The organism is Vibrio gangliei (assembly GCF_026001925.1).
Lineage (GTDB): Bacteria > Pseudomonadota > Gammaproteobacteria > Enterobacterales > Vibrionaceae > Vibrio > Vibrio gangliei.
Genome location: NZ_AP021869.1, coordinates 2,547,067 through 2,566,369, shown reverse-complemented (window position 1 = coordinate 2,566,369; position 19,303 = coordinate 2,547,067). Strand labels below are relative to the sequence as shown.

Genomic DNA, 19,303 nt, shown 5'->3' with positions numbered 1-19,303 from the left:
AGTACAAAATAACGTCAACCTAGCCTATAGCTAAGCTGAGTTAATTGCTTGATTATTGAATAATACCGCGAGCGCGAAGTAAGGCGGTTTTGAAGTCATCTTCTTTGTCTTTGGCAAGGCCAGGGATCATTTCATCTTTAGCCGAATTGCGCATTTTGAGGTGATAGATTAAAACGTCGTCGGTGAGTTCTTCTAGTTTGCCTTGATAACCCGCTTCTTGGCTTAATTTAACCAGAAACTCAAGCAGATTGAGGTCGGGATCTTTTTGCCATTCAGGGTGGAGCAGTTCGATCAGTTCATTAACGCGATGGCATTTCATATTTTCACCATATATAAAGTAAGGATTATTAGGCTACGGTAGCAAATTCTAAAAAAAAGCGCAGCACCTAAATGATGCTACGCTCTTAGATAAGGTTTGTTGGAGCGAAACTATTTCTGTTCGTTTGCTGTTGCCGGCGTTTGAGGAGTTTTTGCTACAGGGACTGCAACGAAACTGTGACGACGACGTGATGCTGAACCACGAGAAAATGATGCTCTAACAGGAACGGGACGCATAGAATTTATTGCCTATAAAAACGCACATCCATGGCAATTGTTACCTGATCCAACCATTATGTATTTAGATTGTTTGTCCTAATAATGACCAGTAATCGAACAATTTTTCGACTGTGTAATAGTATAGTCACAATGATTTGTTAAAGCGATAAGCTTTTTATCAATAAACACAGAATTTAACTGAATTGACAATAATTTAAAAAAACCAATGAAAAGCGAGGAATATGTATGTCGTTTTTTAAAAAGACGTTGGCGAGTTTGGGTATAGGTTCGGCAAGAGTCGATACCATTTTGAAGCAAGATGTGGTTTACCCAGGGCAAACTGTTGCGGTGGACGTGCATGTTTATGGTGGCTCGACAGCACAATCCATTGACAATATTTATCTCAAGTTATGCTGCCGTTATCGCGCGGAAAGAATGAACCCGGAAGGGCGTAAGGTTCAAGGCAGTAAAGAAGCCAAAACATTTGTGTTGGATAAATGGTCTCTGCCGTACGCGTTTGATATTGAACCGCATCAAGATAAAGTCTTTGAAGTTGAGCTACAGGTGCCGTGGAATACGCCGATCACACTGGGTGATTCCAAAGTATGGCTGGATACAAAACTCGATATTGCGTTAGCTTCGGATCCGAAAGATACCGATATTTTAACTGTGCGTCCTGATCCATTAGAAGATGGTATTTTCTCTGCGTTAGAAGAGGCTGGTTTGCGTATTCGTCAGGTCGAGTGTGAAGCGGTCGATGGGTTTGAACTGCCTTTTGTTCAGGAGTTTGAATTTGTGCCTGTGCGTGGGGAATTTCATGGCCGTTGGCGTGAATTAGAAATCGTGACATACCGGACGGAACATGATCTTAAAATTTGGTTTGAAGTGGATCGCCAGAAAAAAGGCATGGGCGGCATGTTATCGAGTTTCATTGGCAGCAATAAATTGAAGCGTGAATTAGTACTGCAGCATGATGAAGATCCACAGCAAGCAGGTAAAAAGGTGCTTGAGTTTTTAGATCAAACCACTTGATCGAACGCGGTACGCTTTGTCATAAAAAATAAAATAAATTAAATTGGGCTTACATGTGTAAGCTCAATATGCCAAAATATTGCTCTATCTTGTTATTGCAAAGGTGAGTGACATGTCATCTCAGGAATATACCATTCGTGAAGAAGTGGCGAATAGTATTAGCCACGGCTTAGGTGTGATTTTTGGTATTGTGGCTTTGGTGGTATTGCTGTTAAAAGCCGCTAATTTTGGTGCGGATACATTAACCTATGTCAGCATGAGCATTTATGGCGCGAGTGTGATTGTGCTGTTTCTTGCTTCTACACTATACCATGCGATTCCTCATCCTCCTGCTAAACGCTGGCTGAAAACGCTCGATCACAGTGCGATTTATTTTTTGATCGCGGGCAGTTACACACCATTTTTATTAGTCGGTTTGCGTACGAACTTAGCCATTGGTTTGATGGTGGTGATTTGGCTGATCGCCATTCTTGGTGTGATCATGAAAGTCGCGTTTGTTTATCGCTTTAAAGCCTTTTCTTTGATCAGCTATTTGATTATGGGCTGGTTATCTTTAGTGGTGGTGTATCAACTCGTGGCCCACCTTGATATTCGTGCCGTGGTTTGGCTGGTGGCTGGTGGGTTGATTTACTCATTGGGTGTGATTTTCTACACGGTCAAACGTATTCCTTATAACCACGCTATTTGGCATTTATTTGTGTTGGCTGGCTGCGTATGCCATTTCATTGGTATTTATTTCTATGTAGAACCGGTAGTCGTGGCAGGTTAATGCGTTTATAGCTTGGATAAAATAATGGCGAGATCGCTTGAATGCGGCTCGCCATTTTTATTTCTTGATGCTTGTGTAGATGAAAATCTTAGGTACGCCAAAACGCAGGAAAGAAAATCACTAAGATGGTCAGAATTTCTAATCGTCCCATTAGCATTCCAAAACTGAGTAACCATTTTGCGGCATCAGGTAGTGGCGCAAAGTTACCGGTTGGGCCAATCACACTGCCCATGCCCGGTCCTACGTTCGCCACTGCCGTCATGGAAGCACTAATGCTGGTAATGGGATCGAGCCCCATGGCACTGAGTGAGCCTGCAATAAAAATAACGGTAAGAATGAAGGTCAGCACAAATGCCACCACGGAACGCACGATATCGTCATTGACTGGACGCTGGTTATAACGTTGTACGAAAACGCCTGATGGGTGAATCAATTTCATTATTTGTTTGTTGAGAAGGGTTGCTGCAATTTGAAAGCGGAATATTTTGATGCCGCCTGCGGTTGAGCCAGAACATGCTCCCACTAACATTAAGAAAGCAAACACCACTGATGGCAAGCCACCCCAAGAGGTAAAGTCATCCAAGCCAAACCCAGTGGTGGTTAAGACCGATATGATATTGAAGGTGGAGATGCGAATGGCATCAATAAATTGATAGTGATCTTGAAAGGTCATCCATAATGCCACCAGCAAACTGGTCACTGCTACCAAATAGAAAAAGCCTTGTACCTGGGCATCTAATATCAACGTTTTGGGGTCTTTTTTACGTAATGCGGTGACAAACAATAAGAACGGCAACCCCCCTAAGAACATAAAGAGTGAGCCAACCCAGTGCGCCCCATTGGAGAAATGGTTCATCGATTGATCGGTGGTGGAATAGCCACCCGTTGAAAGGGTGGTGAAAGCATGGTTGATGGCATCAAATAGACCCATGCCCGTGTACAAATAGCCTAAGGTACACAGCAGAGTTAAAGTGATGTACACAATCACGATATTCTTGGCGACGTTTTTGGCGCGAGGGCTACTTTTGTCTGACCAGTCGGAGGATTCCGTTTGGAACAGTTTCATGCCCCCAACGTTGAGCATAGGTAGAATCGCCACCGCCATCACGATAAAGCCCACCCCACCAATCCATTGCAGAGTTGAGCGCCATAATAAAATACTCGGCGCCATAGTATCGAGCCCACTTAATACCGTTGAACCTGTGGTGGTTATGCCTGACATGGTTTCAAAATAGGCATCGGTAAAACTAATGTGGTTGATGAATACAAAGGGGAGTGCGGCAAAACAGCTGGATACGGTCCAAACCAGAGTGGTGATTAAGAACATATCCCGCACGCCAAGGCGAAAATGTTTGGTACGACCGATGGATAAGAAAACAAACGCGGCAAAATGAGTAATAATTAAGGCTTGGCCAAACTCAATAAAGCCATCGGTACCGGTAAAAAAGGCCATAAGCGTTGGCACATACATGAACAAGGCAATTTTGGATAACACCAGTCCGAGTACAAACGATATGGGGCGATAGTTAACCATAAGACGACAAGTACCTGTTATAAGAAGAATGGGCTTGGTTGGAATAAGCGTTCAACGTCAGGCACATATTTCTTATCTACCAAGAACATTACTACGTGGTCATCTTGTTCAATGACGGTGCGGTCGTGGGCGATCAGAACTTCTTCACCACGCACAATGGCACCAATGGTGGTACCCGGTGGCAGTTTGATATCACCAATCGCTTTACCAACTACTTTTGAGGTGGTTTCATCGCCGTGGGCAATGGCTTCGATCGCTTCGGCCGCGCCACGACGTAAAGACGAAACATTCACAATATCCGCACGACGAACGTGAGTCAGCAAGGCTGAAATCGTGGCTTGTTGCGGTGAAATTGCCACATCAATGGTGCCGCCTTGTACGAGATCGACGTAAGCACTGCGCTGGATCAGCACCATCACTTTCTTGGCACCAAGACGTTTGGCGAGCATAGCGGACATGATGTTGGTTTCATCTTCGTTTGTCAGTGCGATAAACACGTCCACTTGGTCGATGTTTTCTTCATTGAGCAATTCTTGATCGGCGGCGTCGCCACAAAAAACAATGGTGTTTTCTAGCTCTTCAGATAAACGCTCTGCACGTTGGTAGCTGCGTTCAATCAATTTAACGCTGTAATCTTTTTCTAAGCATTTGGCCAGACTTGAACCGATATTACCGCCACCGACAATCATGATGCGGCGGTAGGTTTTTTCTAGGCGTTGCAATTCACTCATTACCGCGCGGATGTGGTTACTGGCCGCGACAAAGAAGACTTCATCATCGGCTTCAATAATGGTGGTGCCTTGCGGACGAATCGGGCGACCTTGACGGAAAATGGCGGCCACGCGGGTATCAATGTGCGGCATGTGCTCACGCAGTGTTGAGAGCGCATTACCGACTAATGGACCACCGTAGTAGGCTTTTACCGCAACCAGGCTGACTTTTTTGTCGGCAAAACTGACCACTTGCAATGCACCTGGGTAATGAATTAAGCGTTCAATGTAATTGGTGACCAACTCTTCTGGTGCGATGAGGTGATCGACCGGAATCGCGCCCGATTGGAATAAGGCATCTTTTTCCGCTAAGTATTCAGGAGAACGAATTCGAGCAATGCGGCTTGGGGTGTTAAATAAGGTAAACGCCACCTGACACGCGGCCATGTTGGTTTCATCCGAGTTGGTGACCGCTACCAACATGTCGGCATCTTGCGCGCCGGCTTCACGTAATGTATCGGGATGGCTGGCATAACCATTCACCACACGTAAATCATATTTATCTTGCAGCTCACGCAGGCGGTCAGTGTTACGATCAATAACGGTAATATCGTTGTTTTCACCCACTAGGTTTTCAGCCAGTGTGCCACCAACTTGTCCAGCACCAAGAATAATGATTTTCATAATATTTCGTGAACCTTGATTTAACTTTCATCAACGGTGATATGCATTTCACCTGTTAGCATCATGTAGGGTCTGTTGAACCTGGGATTACGCGGTTTTTCGTAAGACTGCGTAATAGAAACCATCCATGTTTTCTTCACCAGGAAGAATTTGACGACCTGGATTATCCGTTTGTGAGCCAATTAATTCTACATTATCAGTACGTTTTAAGAAGGCTTTCACTTGTTCTACGTTTTCTTGTGGTGTGATGGAACAAGTGGCATAAACTAAAGTGCCTTGTGGTTTTAATTGTTTCCACATGGCATCTAGGATTTCTTTTTGCAGCTCAGCCAATGCGGCAATATCGTTACCGCGACGTAGCCATTTGATGTCTGGGTGACGACGAATGACACCGGTTGCCGAACAAGGGGCATCAAGCAGAATGCGATCAAACTTCTCGCCATTCCACCAATCTTGCGGATAACGGGCATCGCCACAAATCACTTGCGCTTGTAAATTCAAACGCTCAAGGTTTTCGTGTACACGTTTTAAACGAGTGTCATCACAATCAATTGCCACCACTTGGGTGTTTTGGGTGTGTTCTAAAATGTGCGCGGTTTTACCACCGGGTGCGGCGCAGCAATCTAAAATCAATTCACCATCTTGTGGTTGTAAGTAATCGACCGACAACTGCGCGGCAGCATCTTGTACTGAAACCCAGCCTCTATCAAAGCCCGGTAGTGTCATGACATCACACGGCGATAATAAACGCAGCGCATCTTGAGCTTGAGGGTGAGTTTCCGCTTCAATGTTCTCTTGTTCAAGTAGGGTGAGGTATTCATCTCGAGTGTGATGCTGACGATTCACACGTAGCCACATCGGCGCTTTGCTGTTATTGGCTTCAACGATGCTTTGCCACTCATTTGGGTAAGCCTCTTGCAGCAATTTTAACAGCCAACTTGGATGTACATATTTACCTGCGTTGTGGGCCAATGCTTTAGCATCTAATTGTTCTTGGTTGCGTTGATAATTACGCAGAACGGCATTGATTAAGCCGCGTAACCTTGGGCCTTTCAGCGCTTGTGTGCCTTCTACGGTTTCGCCAACCGCAGCGTGCGGCGGAATGCGCATAAAACTTAATTGGTAAATGCCTACTAAGATCAGATGGTGAAAAACACGTTGTTTGCCTTTCAGTGGCTTATCCATCAATTCATTGGCAATGGATTCTAAACGCGGTAAGTAACGTAGCGCGCCGTAGCAGATTTCTTGTAATAACGCGTGGTCGCGAGGACGAATGGTTTGCTGTGCCGCAGGAAGAGCAGCAGAAAGTGAATAGCCTTGGTCGACAACTTCAAATAAGACTTTGGCAGCAGCGGCACGAACGTTCATGGTGTTTTCTCTTGTTTAAATCACAAGTGGTCATTGTGTGAATAATAAAAGCAAATAAGGCACATTTCTGCGCCTTAGGTTGGATTAAGCTAATGTGTTACCTACTGCAAACCATTGGCTGCGAGCATTAAGAATATCTTGTACTGGCAGGGCTTTTTTGCCCGGGATTTGCAGTTGCTCTAGTACCAGAACCTCTTTGCCTGTCGCGACATAAATACCGGTTTTATCGGCGCGGATAATTTGGCCGGCAGGCGCTTGGCTAGAGTCTGTCTCGACTCGAGATTGCCATACTTTGATGTTATGCAGTTCGCCATTGTCATCTTGTATTGAGAAAAAGCTCATCGGCCAAGGGTTAAACGCGCGCACGCAACGTTCGATGCGCTTGGCATCATCATTCCAGTCAATTTTGGCTTCTTCTTTGCTGAGTTTTTTGGCGTAATTGGCATACTCGTCATTTTGTTTTTGTGGCAATGCTTTGCCTTGACGAATATCTTCTACACATTCAAGTAAGGCTTGTGGGCCAAGCTCCGCTAACTTCTCATACATCGACGCGCTGGTGTCTGTGCTTTCAATCGGTAGGGTAGCTATTTTCAGCATGTCGCCGGTATCAAGACCAATATCCATTTGCATGATGGTGACACCCGTTTCCGCATCGCCCGCCCAAATTGCACGTTGAATTGGGGCTGCGCCACGCCAACGCGGTAAGATCGAACCGTGCACATTGATACAGCCTAAACGTGGGGTATCAAGTACGACTTGTGGCAGCAATAAACCATACGCAACCACGATCATTAAATCGGCATTGAGGGCTTTTAACTGCTGCTTAGCCTCATCCGATTTAAAGTTCTCGGGTTGAAAGACTGGGATATCATGCTCAAGCGCGAGTTGTTTGACTGGGCTGGCGGTGAGCTTTTTACCGCGTCCTGCTGGACGATCAGGCTGGGTATAAGCGGCGATGATTTGGTAATCGGAATTTTGCTGCGCAGAACCTTTCTGGGAAGAAAGTAACGCCGCCAAGTGACGGGCGGCGAAATCTGGCGTACCTGCAAAGACAATACGTAAAGACTGGCTCAAGGTAACCTCGTTAATTAACGTGTGACGTGATTATTGGTTCTTTTCATTAAAGCGTTTAATTTTCTCAAGCTTGTCTTTAATACGCTTGCGCTTTAATGGTGATAAGTAATCGACGAACAGCTTGCCTTGTAGGTGATCCAGTTCGTGTTGCACACAAATTGCCAATAAATCATCCGCTTCAAAGGTGTATTCTTCACCATCACGGTTTAAGGCTTTGACCGTAACTTCCGCTGCGCGAGGCACCAAAGCTCGTGCGCCAGGGACAGAAAGACAACCTTCTTCAATGCCATCTTCACCGCGTTTTTCGATGATTTCTGGGTTGATAAGCACCATAGGTTGATCGCGCTCATCTGAAATATCAATCACTACAATACGTTGATGGATATCGACTTGGGTGGCCGCAAGACCAATACCTTCTTCGTCGTACATGGTTTCAATCATGTCATCGACGATCTTTTGGATTTCTGGGGTGACTTTTTCCACCGGTTTCGCCACGGTGCGTAGGCGATCATCAGGGAACGTTAATACATTTAATACAGACATATACACTCTAAATATTGAACTGTGCCGAAACAGCTTAAACCTTATTGGCTCAATTCTAGACATTTTATAAGGCAAATGACAGCATCCAATCACATTATGCGACAAAATGTCGACCAAGGAATCAAAGGTCATGCCAAACATTAGACACTCAATTTTTAAGTTATTTCTCTTTTTTGTGGTGAGTTTTTCTGTTGTTGCTGCCACATCCACTACGCCGCCTTTAGTATTAAAAGAAGGGGCGCCAAACACTTATACCGTGAAAAAAGGCGATACCTTATGGGATATTTCAGCCTTGTTTCTTGATAGCCCGTGGTTATGGCCGCGTTTATGGCAAGTGAATCCAAGCATTGAAAACCCGCATTTAATTTATCCTGGCGATAAGCTCACATTGACTTGGCAAAATGGTCAGCCACTTTTGAGTTTAAAACCAATGAAGAAAATCAGCCCTCATGTGCGTAAAAGCGATAAAGATGCGATTTCGACGTTGGATGATGGCTTAGTGATGCCGTACTTGAAATCCGATCAATTATTGACGGATGCCGATGAAGATAATGCTTTGCGAGTCTTAGGCACCAGTGAAGGTCGTCAATTCTTAAGCAGCAATGAGCGCATTTATATTGATGGTCAAGTGTCGTACCCAGATTGGGCGATTTATCGCTTAGTGGAAGAGTATGAGCGCAGTGGCGATGATGTGGATGCCAGTGCTTACTCTCTACGCCTAGTGGCCAAGACCAAGTTGAAAGAATCGAATGATAAAGTCAGCGCGTTGCAAGTGGTCACTCAGCATCAAGAAGTGAAACAAAACGATATTGCGCTACCAATTATGGGCGACGATATGATGCTCTCAACCACCTTTATGCCAACGCCTGCGCCACAAGGTTTGGTCGCCAATATTAAAGGCTCGATGGATAACCATCAATTTATGGCTAAGAATCAAGTGGTGATCATCGACCGTGGTTCTGATGATGGCTTAAAGCAAGGCAGCAGCTTTAATCTTGCCAAAGCGGGCGCGGTGATTTATGGCGGTAAAGGCGATTATCGTTACGAAAAAGAAGTCGGCGTGAATGGTTTTAGCTCAGCAGAACTGCCACCTATCTCAATTGGTCAAATGGTGGTGATTCGCCCGTACGCGAAGTTTAGCCTGGCTTTGATAACCCAAAGTTTAGAGCCGATCCGCACGGATTCCATTGCCGTCTCGCCGTTAGCGTCTCAATCACAAGATGTTAATATCGCCGGATGAATGAAGAGCAACTCAGTGCGTGGCTCAGGTTGAGCTTCGCACCTAAGTTAGGCGGAGTGGCATTGTCGCGTTTGATGAGTGTCGACTCCCCGCAAAACTTGGTGCGATATTCAGTTCAGCAATTACAGCATCTCGGCTTAAAAGACACGCAGATTCAATACATTCAACAAGATTCCAATCGAGAAGTGGAATCTTGTTTGCAATGGCAAGCTGACTCTGATGAACACCATATTCTTTCCCCACTTGAGCCTGATTATCCTTATTTACTCAGCCAAATGTCTTCACATCCGCCGGTGTTGTTTATTAAAGGAAATTTGGCCGCATTGAATACTCCACAAGTGGCGATAGTGGGTAGCCGTCATGCCAGTGTTGATGGGTTAAAGGCTGCCAAGGATTTTGCTTTTCAACTCGCACAACAAGGGTTAACTATTACCAGTGGTTTAGCATTAGGTATCGATGGTCACGCTCATGATGGGGCCTTACTTGCCAATGGCACTACGGTTGCCGTATTGGGTTCGGGTGTGGAGCAAGTTTACCCTGCGCGGCATAACGGTTTGGCGCAGCGGATTATGCAAAATGGCGGAGCTTTGGTGTCGGAATTGCGACCCGATGCCAAACCGCGTGCCGAACATTTTCCTCGCCGTAATCGCATTATTAGTGGGCTATCGCAAGGGGTTCTCGTGGTTGAGGCAGCGGAACGCAGTGGCTCTTTGATTACTGCGCGTTATGCAATTGAACAAAATCGCGATGTGTTTGCTTTACCTGGATCGATTTATCAATCCGGTTTTGCCGGCACCAATCGTTTATTGCAGCAAGGGGCGTATTTGGCCTTAAACCCACAAGATATCATGGATGAGTTAAACCCTCATGTTTCATCGCTTCAATCTCATGCACAACATTCGCAACCACAACTCGACTTAACTTACGCTGCAGATGGCACTCAAACCGCAAATAAAACGCAGACCGAAAATAAAACCTCAGCATTTACTCGCCAAGCATTGCCATTTCCACAACTGTTAGCTAACGTAGGAAATGAGGCTACTCCAGTTGATATCTTGGCAGAGCGTACCCATATACCGGTACATGAAGTCATGATGCAAATATTAGAGCTGGAATTGGCTGGGCATGTGGTTTCTGTGCCAGGTGGTTATGTTCTTAATACAGGGAACAAACCAAAGTAACGTGTTGCCGTGGAGGGTAAAATTATGATGGACATTTTGATGTATCTGTTCGAAACCTATATCCATAGCGACGCAGACCTCACTATCGATCAAGATGAGCTGGAAGAAGAGTTATTGCGAGCGGGATTTCACCAACAGGAAATCTATAAAGCCTTGCATTGGCTTGAGGGCTTAGCCGCATTGCAACAAGGCGGCGCACGTCTTGATATGGCGACCAGTTCAGCCACATCTACCCGTATTTTCACTCAAGACGAAATGTTACGTTTGGATGTGACTTGTCGCGGCTTTTTATTGTTTTTAGAGCAAGTACAAGTCTTGACCACGGAAACCCGAGAAATGGTGATAGATCGTGTTATGGGCTTGGAAACCAATGAATTCACATTGGATGATCTCAAATGGGTGATTTTAATGGTGCTGTTCAATGTGCCCGGCAATGAAAGTGCTTATACCCAGATGGAAGAGTTACTTTATTCGACCGAACAAGGCTTAGTGCATTAACAGAGTGCATTAATTTAAGGCGCTCAATTTAGGATGTTATGAGTAATAAAATCGATCAGCAGTTATTTTCTGCTCATGAACACGCGCTAGAACATGAAGCTTGCCCTAAATGTGGCACTGAGCATCAAGGTGAGCTTCAATTGCGTCATGGGAAGCGAGGTCCATTTTTAGGTTGTCATCGTTATCCTGATTGCGATTACATTAAGCCTCTGCATAAAAATGACGGCCATATCATTAAAGAGCTTGGTGTCGCTTGCCCTGAATGTGGCGAGACGTCTTCTGATGAGCACGTTTCTGGTCAACTGGTATTGCGTCAAGGCCGATTTGGTATGTTTATTGGTTGCAGTCGTTTTCCTGAGTGTCACCACATTGAATCGCCCATCGCACCGCCTCAAAATGAAAGTCATGAGCAACAGTTGGTATGCCCTGAATGTCACTCTGGCCACTTGGTGGAGCGTCAATCTCGTTTTGGAAAAAGCTTTTATGCTTGTGATGCCTATCCTAAGTGTAAGTTTTCAATCAACCTGCCGCCAATAGAAGGCAAGTGCGAACACTGTGGTTTCCCATTGCTGGTGGAAAGGCGATTAGCCAGTGGCAGTAAAATTCAGTGCGCTGATCGTAAGTGTCAGCATACTCAAAGCGAAACCGAAACAGAGTGAATACGAAAGTGTCATTTATAAAAAAACCGCCTGTGAATGAGGCGGTTTTTTGTTGAATCGTATGCGATTACAGTTTCGCTACGTGCGCTTGAAGTTCAGGAAACGCAGCCGGATCGAGTACGTTCACTAATTCCGTTAGATTTCGTTTTAATTCATCTTTGCTTTGAGCGCATACATTAATATGCCCCATTTTGCGTCCTGGTCGTTTTTCTTTACCGTACCAATGCACATGACATTGTGGCATGGCTAATACCGATTCAGGTAGGCTGTCTTGACCTAAGATATTTAGCATCGCGGTATGACGAATGGCTTGAGTACTGCCAAGGGGTAAATTGCACACCGCGCGTAAGTGGTTTTCAAACTGACAAACCTCTGCGCCTTGTTGTGTCCAGTGACCAGAATTGTGGACGCGAGGAGCAATTTCATTCACCAGTAATTTGCCTTGCACATCAAAAAACTCAATCGCTAAAATGCCCACGTAGTCAAGCTCGTTTGCTACCGCGCTGAACATTTGTGCCGCTTGAGTTTGTAACTCTGGTTCATCAATGGCGATAGATAAGCTGAGCACGCCACCGACATGGACGTTTTCCGCCAGTGGGTAAATGGCGATTTCTCCGCTAGCGCGACGCGCACCGACTAAAGACACTTCACGATCAAATCCAACAAACTCTTCAGCAACCACGGCTTGTTCTGGTGTCGCTTCTAAGCTGGCGCTGATTTTGTTCCATAGTGAGTCGATTTGGTTGCTATCTGTTAAGCGCCATTGTCCTTTTCCATCATAGCCGCCTAATGCGGTTTTTAGCACCATTGGAATACCGACATATTCAATCGCAGCGTCAAAATCAGAGCGTGTATTAATAATGGCGTATTTGGCATTGGCTACGCTGGCGTCATCCAATAATTGCTTTTCAATACGACGGTCACCGCCTGCCTTGATCGCTTGGGTACTTGGTAGGAACTTTCCGCTTTGTTCACAAATGTCTAAGATTGAATGAGGAATATGTTCAAACTCTGCAGTGATGACATCAGCCGCCGCAATGGCATTATTCAAACCATGGCCAATCACATTTTTAGTCAACGGATGCACAATATGTTCGCTGCCTACATCAAAGGCAGAAATATCAATATTCAGAGGTGCACCTGCTAAAGACATCATCCGTGCCAATTGGCCTGCACCTAATACTAAAACTTGTTTGTTCGCCATCAGTATTAATCCTCGGCTGGGTTTGGATTTGCCAGTACAGTGTCAGTTTGTTCTTTGCGGAAGGCTTCTACTTTTGCCATTACGGATTGATCAAAAGTACCAATGATTTGTGCCGCTAAAATGCCCGCATTGGCCGCGCCTGCTTCGCCAATGGCTAACGTGCCCACTGCGATGCCTTTTGGCATTTGTACGATGGAATATAAAGAGTCTACGCCAGATAAAGCTCGTGATTGAACCGGTACACCGAGCACAGGTAGGCTAGTAAATGCGGCGGTCATCCCCGGTAAATGCGCTGCACCACCGGCCCCTGCGATGATCACTTTGATGCCGCGTTCTTTGGCAGATTCAGCGTATTCCGCAAGTAGGTGAGGTGTTCTGTGGGCAGAAACCACTTTGGTCTCGTATGGCACGTTAAAACGGTCTAACATTTCAGCAGCCAGTTTCATGGTTGGCCAATCAGATTTTGAACCCATGATGATTCCAACAGTCATCGAACACTCCTTAACAACTAATGATGAGTAGACCTTGTAATAGCAAGGTCATTACTAATGAATTAGCGCCATTATACTGAGAAAAAACCACAAGGAAAACGTTTGCGTCAGCTTGTTTGTCGATACAAAGCCGATTAAGCACTCCGAACGTTAAAAACTTTTAGTCATTGTTCGTTAGGTTTTATACACTGACGAAGTTGCAATAATATGAAAGGCAAGGAAGAAGCAAACGTGGATAATTTTGAATCGGTATTACAGGCTTTACAGCAAGGTGAAGTGATCGCCTATCCAACTGAAGGGGTGTTTGGGGTGGGTTGTGATCCAGATAATCAACAAGCGATAGACAAACTTTTGACGCTCAAGCAGCGCCCGATTGAGAAAGGCTTGATTTTAATTGCAGCCAGTTATCAGCAAATCTTACCTTATATCGATGAAAATCAATTAACGGCTGAGCAACTACAAACGGTAAAAAGTACCTGGCCAGGCCCTGTCACTTGGGTGATGCCGGTTAAAGCTGGAATTTCTTCTCATCTTACTGGCCAATTTGACTCGATTGCCGTGCGCATCACCGATCATCCTTTAGTGCAAAAGCTGTGTTTGGCCTTTGGTAAGCCGATCACCTCTACCAGTGCTAATTTAACTGGACTAGAGCCTTGTCGCACTACGGAAGAGGTAGAACAACAACTCGGTGATAAGTTGGTTGCCATCTTACAAGGTAAAGTTGGCGGTCGAACTCAGCCAACTGAGATCCGTGATGCGAAAACTTGCGCGGTATTAAGACAAGGATAAATAACGTAATGAATGCTCAAAACCAACAAGTTGATAAAGACGCCGTCAAAGCGTTTCTTATGTCTCTGCAAGATTCCATTTGCTCGCAATTAGAAGCGGTTGATGGCGGCAAGTTCATTGAAGATGCATGGCAACGTGAGCAAGGTGGCGGTGGACGTAGTCGAGTGATTCGCCATGGACAGGTGTTTGAGCAAGGTGGGGTTAACTTTTCCCATGTCTTTGGTGACCAAATGCCAGCTTCTGCGACGGCGCATCGTCCTGAATTAGCCGGTCGTCGCTTTGAGGCGATGGGGGTTTCGTTAGTTTTGCATCCTCATAATCCGTATGTTCCTACCTCGCATGCTAATGTGCGCTTCTTTATCGCAGAAAAGGAAGGCGAAGCGCCGATCTGGTGGTTTGGTGGTGGATTTGATTTAACCCCGTTTTATCCTTTTGAAGAAGATTGTCAACACTGGCATGATACTGCCAAAGCCATCTGTGCGCCGTTTGGTGAAGAAGTTTACCCTGAGCATAAAGCCTGGTGTGATCGCTATTTCTTCTTACCGCATCGTAATGAAACTCGCGGTGTCGGGGGCTTATTCTTTGATGATCTAAACCAATGGGATTTCTCTGTGTGTTTTGACTACCTCAAAGCGGTAGGAGAGGGATTTACCCAAGCTTACTTACCGATCGTACAAAAGCGCCATGAAACGCCATTTGGTGAGCGTGAGCGTCAATTCCAGCTTTATCGCCGTGGTCGTTATGTTGAGTTTAATTTGGTGTATGACCGCGGGACGTTATTTGGATTGCAAAGTGGTGGTCGCACGGAATCGATTCTAATGTCGATGCCGCCATTGGCCCGTTGGGAATATGATTATTCACCACACAGCGAGTCAGCAGAAGCGAATTTATATCAAAACTATTTACAACCGCGCGATTGGTAAGCGCGAGTACAGCCGGCAAGGAAAGGCCATAATATGAGTAATCTTGATCAATACGCGGTATTTGGGAATCCGATCTCACACAGTAAGTCACCATTCATACACACCTTGTTTGCTCGTCAAACTAATCAAGCGATGGAGTATGGCATTGTTGAAGCGCCAGTAGACGGCTTTAACGATGCAGCGTACCAGTTTTTTACCTCGGGAGGTAAAGGCTGTAATGTCACTGCGCCGTTTAAGCTCGATGCGTATCAATTTGCTGACCGATTAACCGAGCGTGCGCAATTGGCTCAAGCGGTGAATACGCTTAAAAAGTTAGATGATGGGCAAATCATTGGTGATAACACCGATGGTGAAGGCTTAGTGCAAGATTTATTGCAAAACCAAGCGCCGCTGCAAGATAGTCGAATCTTACTCCTGGGAGCTGGTGGAGCAGCGCGTGGTGTTATTAAGCCGTTATTGGATCAGAATCCTCAGCAATTGGTGATTACCAATCGTACCTTGAGTAAGGCTCAAGCGTTGGTGGATGTATTTCAAGGATATGGTTCGGTCTGTGCTCAAGCCATGGACAGTATTAATGGCCCGTTTGATGTAGTGATAAATTCAACGTCAGCCGGTTTAACGGGTGGCTTGCCTGAAATCAGCCCAAGCATCTTTTCTCCTCAGACTGTCAGCTATGATATGAGCTACGGTGGAGATAAGACGTTATTTAATCAATGGGCAAAAGAGAATGGTGTCTTGCATGCCTATGATGGTTTAGGAATGCTCGTGGGGCAAGCGGCTGAAAGTTTTATGCTGTGGCGAGGTTTGCGTCCCAGTATTCGCCAAGTGCTGCGCGAGCTGCGTAAAAATTTAGAGAGTTAAGCGTGAATCAAAATATTTTGTTTTCAGATGATAAAAAGTGGGATGACTCTCGTCAGTGTGTGATCTTTTTTGCGCAGCAAGCTGGTCAGCTTATTCCTTGTACCGCGTCACTAGGTTTGCTATCTGAGTTAGATGGCAATTCAGTGACATCCCAACAACAAGCACTAGAGGCTTTTTCAAGAGTACAGTTTGATTTAGAAGAAATGGCTGAAGAGGCAATTGAGGATGAAACATTTAGCCCAAATGGAGAGGTCATTCTGGGCTAAACGATAGATGACTACTTTAGTTCATTAAGGTAGTCATTTTTATTAACCACGTAATTATCCGCTGATTTAAGCAAAAAGGCTTTTTCGGCTTCATTTAAAGGGCGAGCTTGCTTAACTGGGCTGCCAATATAAAGATAACCGCTTTCCAATGTCTTATTCGGCGGCACCAAACTGCCCGCACCGATCATGACATCAGATTCAATGATTGCGCCATCTAATACAATGGCGCCCATGCCGACCAGCACTCTATCGTGAATGGTACAACCATGTAACATGACTTTATGACCAACAGTGACATCATTACCAATAATAAGAGGAAAACCGACAGGATTGTCTGCATTCTTATGGGTGACATGTAATATACTGCCGTCTTGAATGTTGGTTCGCTCACCAATATGAATATGGTTTACATCGCCACGAGCAGCCACTAAAGGCCAAACGCTAGAGTTGTCACCAATTTTAATATCACCGACAAGAACAGAAGAGTCATCAATATAAACTTTATTACCTAATTGCGGGGTAATGCCTTTATAGCTACGAATATTGTTCATTTTTACTCCTTATCTAGTCTAATTATGAAGAAATATAGAGTCGAAACTAGCTAAAACAGTCGTTTTTGGCGCAAAAGTAATCAAACGATCAAAAAAACAAAAAAAAGTGAAAAAAGGGCTTGCCAATGTGACTCAGGTCTCTATAATGCGCCCTCACTGACACGGAGCACGCAGCCAGGCTGCAGCACGGTTCAGAGGTCAAAACCTTCTCAAAAAGGTTTGCGAGAACAGCTTTGAGCTCGTTTGATTTCACTTTTCAAAGTGAATGAAATAAAAGTTTTAAAAAAGTGTTTGACACGAACTTTTAAATCGCTAAAATGGCCGCCCTGTTCAACGAGATGCGCTAAGTAATCTCAATAAGAACAACGCTCTTTAACAATTTAAACCTATCAATCTGTGTGGGCACTCGTTGATGATAATCAAAGAAGATTTATCAATGAACTGAGTGACCAATTTGATACTTCGGTATCGAGCACAGTCAATTCAACATTACTTAGTAATGCTAAATATCAGAATTCATTGAGCCGAAGCTTTTAGCTTCAACAAAACTTTAATTGAAGAGTTTGATCATGGCTCAGATTGAACGCTGGCGGCAGGCCTAACACATGCAAGTCGAGCGGTAACAGGAGAAAGCTTGCTTTCTCGCTGACGAGCGGCGGACGGGTGAGTAATGCATAGGAAGTTGCCCAGTAGAGGGGGATAACCATTGGAAACGATGGCTAATACCGCATGACCTCTTCGGAGCAAAGCAGGGGACCTTCGGGCCTTGCGCTATTGGATACGCCTATGTGGGATTAGCTAGTTGGTGAGGTAAGGGCTCACCAAGGCGACGATCCCTAGCTGGTCTGAGAGGATGATCAGCCACACTGGGACTGAGACACGGCCCAGACTCCTACGGGAGGCAGCAGTGGGGAATATTGCACAATGGGCGAAAGCCTGATGCAGCCATGCCGCGTGTATGAAGAAGGCCTTCGGGTTGTAAAGTACTTTCAGTTGTGAGGAAGGCGGTAAGATTAATACTCTTATCGTTTGACGTTAGCAACAGAAGAAGCACCGGCTAACTCCGTGCCAGCAGCCGCGGTAATACGGAGGGTGCGAGCGTTAATCGGAATTACTGGGCGTAAAGCGCATGCAGGTGGTTTGTTAAGTCAGATGTGAAAGCCCGGGGCTCAACCTCGGAAGGTCATTTGAAACTGGCAAACTAGAGTACTGTAGAGGGGGGTAGAATTTCAGGTGTAGCGGTGAAATGCGTAGAGATCTGAAGGAATACCAGTGGCGAAGGCGGCCCCCTGGACAGATACTGACACTCAGATGCGAAAGCGTGGGGAGCAAACAGGATTAGATACCCTGGTAGTCCACGCCGTAAACGATGTCTACTTGGAGGTTGTGGCCTTGAGCCGTGGCTTTCGGAGCTAACGCGTTAAGTAGACCGCCTGGGGAGTACGGTCGCAAGATTAAAACTCAAATGAATTGACGGGGGCCCGCACAAGCGGTGGAGCATGTGGTTTAATTCGATGCAACGCGAAGAACCTTACCTACTCTTGACATCCAGAGAAGCCAGTAGAGATACAGGTGTGCCTTCGGGAACTCTGAGACAGGTGCTGCATGGCTGTCGTCAGCTCGTGTTGTGAAATGTTGGGTTAAGTCCCGCAACGAGCGCAACCCTTATCCTTGTTTGCCAGCACTTCGGGTGGGAACTCCAGGGAGACTGCCGGTGATAAACCGGAGGAAGGTGGGGACGACGTCAAGTCATCATGGCCCTTACGAGTAGGGCTACACACGTGCTACAATGGCGCATACAGAGGGCAGCGAACTTGCGAGAGTAAGCGAATCCCAAAAAGTGCGTCGTAGTCCGGATTGGAGTCTGCAACTCGACTCCATGAAGTCGGAATCGCTAGTAATCGTAGATCAGAATGCTACGGTGAATACGTTCCCGGGCCTTGTACACACCGCCCGTCACACCATGGGAGTGGGCTGCAAAAGAAGTAGGTAGTTTAACCTTCGGGAGGACGCTTACCACTTTGTGGTTCATGACTGGGGTGAAGTCGTAACAAGGTAGCCCTAGGGGAACCTGGGGCTGGATCACCTCCTTACGTAAAGATTGTGCATTGATGAGTGTTCACACAGATTGATTAGGTTTAGAAAGTAAGAGTTTCATGTTGGGTCTGTAGCTCAGCTGGTTAGAGCGCTCGCCTGATAAGCGGGAGGTCGGTGGTTCAAGTCCACTCAGACCCACCAATCTTTCCTAAAAGATTGGCTGACATGAATTTCGATGGGGTTATAGCTCAGCTGGGAGAGCGCCTGCCTTGCACGCAGGAGGTCTGCGGTTCGATCCCGCATAGCTCCACCATCTTTAAGTGTTTTCACTGAAAATATTTAAAAATGGTTA

The 19,303-nt window shown here is 45.7% G+C and carries 19 protein-coding genes, 2 tRNA genes and 1 rRNA gene; 13 read left to right on the top strand and 9 right to left on the bottom strand.

Translation table 11 applies throughout. The features are described 5' to 3' along the window. Positions 1-52 precede the first annotated feature (52 nt). The gene (locus Vgang_RS11865; RefSeq protein WP_105902934.1) at positions 53-319 is read right to left on the bottom strand and encodes a YihD family protein; all 267 of its coding nucleotides are present in this window, start codon (positions 317-319) and stop codon (positions 53-55) included. A 464-nt stretch (positions 320-783) separates the two neighbouring features. Here Vgang_RS11865 and Vgang_RS11860 point away from each other — a divergent pair, with 464 nt between their 5' ends. Both Vgang_RS11860 and trhA read left to right on the top strand, forming a co-directional pair. Next, positions 784-1,569, top strand: a complete 786-nt coding sequence (locus Vgang_RS11860) for a sporulation protein (protein ID WP_105902933.1) — start codon at positions 784-786, stop codon at positions 1,567-1,569. 112 nt (positions 1,570-1,681) lie between these two features. After that, positions 1,682-2,338: a PAQR family membrane homeostasis protein TrhA gene (trhA, locus tag Vgang_RS11855; protein WP_105902932.1), complete on the top strand. Its 657-nt coding sequence runs from the start codon at positions 1,682-1,684 to the stop codon at positions 2,336-2,338. Between the two features lie 88 nt (positions 2,339-2,426). Here the strand turns inward: trhA and Vgang_RS11850 are convergent, their stop codons facing one another. From Vgang_RS11850 to def, 5 genes are all read right to left on the bottom strand, one after another. Beyond that, complete coding sequence (locus tag Vgang_RS11850) at positions 2,427-3,872, bottom strand: TrkH family potassium uptake protein (protein ID WP_105902931.1); 1,446 nt, start codon at positions 3,870-3,872, stop codon at positions 2,427-2,429. A 17-nt stretch (positions 3,873-3,889) separates the two neighbouring features. Then, the gene (gene trkA, locus Vgang_RS11845; protein ID WP_105902930.1) at positions 3,890-5,266 is read right to left on the bottom strand and encodes a Trk system potassium transporter TrkA; all 1,377 of its coding nucleotides are present in this window, start codon (positions 5,264-5,266) and stop codon (positions 3,890-3,892) included. 87 nt (positions 5,267-5,353) lie between these two features. Beyond that, positions 5,354-6,634 (bottom strand): 16S rRNA (cytosine(967)-C(5))-methyltransferase RsmB, encoded by a 1,281-nt coding sequence (rsmB, locus tag Vgang_RS11840; protein ID WP_105902929.1) that lies wholly within the window; start codon positions 6,632-6,634, stop codon positions 5,354-5,356. 84 nt (positions 6,635-6,718) lie between these two features. Further along, positions 6,719-7,708: a methionyl-tRNA formyltransferase gene (gene fmt, locus Vgang_RS11835; protein ID WP_105902928.1), complete on the bottom strand. Its 990-nt coding sequence runs from the start codon at positions 7,706-7,708 to the stop codon at positions 6,719-6,721. 30 nt (positions 7,709-7,738) lie between these two features. Beyond that, on the bottom strand, positions 7,739-8,251 hold the full coding sequence (gene def, locus Vgang_RS11830; RefSeq protein ID WP_211294093.1) for a peptide deformylase: 513 nt from the start codon (positions 8,249-8,251) through the stop codon (positions 7,739-7,741). A gap of 139 nt (positions 8,252-8,390) precedes the next feature. On the opposite strand from def, the gene Vgang_RS11825 reads away from it, so the two are divergent. The 4 genes from Vgang_RS11825 to Vgang_RS11810 are packed head-to-tail and all read left to right on the top strand — an operon-like array spanning position 8,391 to position 11,829. Next, positions 8,391-9,491 (top strand): LysM peptidoglycan-binding domain-containing protein, encoded by a 1,101-nt coding sequence (locus Vgang_RS11825; protein WP_105903021.1) that lies wholly within the window; start codon positions 8,391-8,393, stop codon positions 9,489-9,491. Next, entirely contained in the window at positions 9,488-10,672 is a 1,185-nt protein-coding gene (gene dprA / locus Vgang_RS11820) for a DNA-processing protein DprA (protein ID WP_105902927.1), read from the top strand. The genes Vgang_RS11825 and dprA overlap by 4 nt, the downstream gene beginning before the upstream one ends. Before the next feature lie 24 nt (positions 10,673-10,696). Continuing rightward, positions 10,697-11,170 carry a DUF494 family protein gene (locus Vgang_RS11815; RefSeq protein ID WP_211294091.1) on the top strand — a complete coding sequence of 158 codons (474 nt, stop codon included), beginning with the start codon at positions 10,697-10,699 and terminating at the stop codon, positions 11,168-11,170. Between the two features lie 38 nt (positions 11,171-11,208). Further along, positions 11,209-11,829: a DNA topoisomerase family protein gene (locus Vgang_RS11810; RefSeq protein ID WP_105902926.1), complete on the top strand. Its 621-nt coding sequence runs from the start codon at positions 11,209-11,211 to the stop codon at positions 11,827-11,829. Positions 11,830-11,896: 67 nt separating this feature from the next. On the opposite strand, the gene Vgang_RS11805 is transcribed toward Vgang_RS11810, so the two are convergent. Both Vgang_RS11805 and purE read right to left on the bottom strand, forming a co-directional pair. After that, positions 11,897-13,033, bottom strand: coding sequence for a 5-(carboxyamino)imidazole ribonucleotide synthase (locus Vgang_RS11805; protein ID WP_105902925.1), 1,137 nt, complete (start codon positions 13,031-13,033; stop codon positions 11,897-11,899). 5 nt (positions 13,034-13,038) lie between these two features. Next, on the bottom strand, positions 13,039-13,524 hold the full coding sequence (purE, locus tag Vgang_RS11800) for a 5-(carboxyamino)imidazole ribonucleotide mutase (protein ID WP_105902924.1): 486 nt from the start codon (positions 13,522-13,524) through the stop codon (positions 13,039-13,041). Between the two features lie 231 nt (positions 13,525-13,755). Between purE and Vgang_RS11795 the strand changes: the two genes are divergently transcribed. From Vgang_RS11795 to Vgang_RS11780, 4 genes are read left to right on the top strand one after another with little or no spacing between them, the layout of a single operon-like run. Next, on the top strand, positions 13,756-14,313 hold the full coding sequence (locus Vgang_RS11795; protein WP_105903019.1) for an L-threonylcarbamoyladenylate synthase: 558 nt from the start codon (positions 13,756-13,758) through the stop codon (positions 14,311-14,313). 8 nt (positions 14,314-14,321) lie between these two features. Beyond that, positions 14,322-15,236 (top strand): oxygen-dependent coproporphyrinogen oxidase, encoded by a 915-nt coding sequence (hemF, locus tag Vgang_RS11790; protein ID WP_105902923.1) that lies wholly within the window; start codon positions 14,322-14,324, stop codon positions 15,234-15,236. 33 nt (positions 15,237-15,269) lie between these two features. Beyond that, a complete protein-coding gene (gene aroE, locus Vgang_RS11785) occupies positions 15,270-16,097 on the top strand; it encodes a shikimate dehydrogenase (protein WP_105902922.1) in 828 nt (275 codons plus the stop codon). 2 nt (positions 16,098-16,099) lie between these two features. Further along, on the top strand, positions 16,100-16,363 hold the full coding sequence (locus Vgang_RS11780) for a DUF1488 family protein (protein ID WP_105902921.1): 264 nt from the start codon (positions 16,100-16,102) through the stop codon (positions 16,361-16,363). 11 nt (positions 16,364-16,374) lie between these two features. Here the strand turns inward: Vgang_RS11780 and Vgang_RS11775 are convergent, their stop codons facing one another. Continuing rightward, positions 16,375-16,914, bottom strand: coding sequence for a gamma carbonic anhydrase family protein (locus Vgang_RS11775; RefSeq protein WP_105902920.1), 540 nt, complete (start codon positions 16,912-16,914; stop codon positions 16,375-16,377). A gap of 551 nt (positions 16,915-17,465) precedes the next feature. On the opposite strand from Vgang_RS11775, the gene Vgang_RS11770 reads away from it, so the two are divergent. The 3 genes from Vgang_RS11770 (at position 17,466) to Vgang_RS11760 (ending at position 19,264) form a co-directional block, all read left to right on the top strand. Beyond that, positions 17,466-19,007, top strand: a 16S ribosomal RNA gene (locus tag Vgang_RS11770). A gap of 68 nt (positions 19,008-19,075) precedes the next feature. Then, a tRNA-Ile gene (locus tag Vgang_RS11765) sits at positions 19,076-19,152 on the top strand. Positions 19,153-19,188: 36 nt separating this feature from the next. Then, a tRNA-Ala gene (locus Vgang_RS11760) sits at positions 19,189-19,264 on the top strand. The last annotated feature ends 39 nt before the right edge of the window (positions 19,265-19,303 follow it).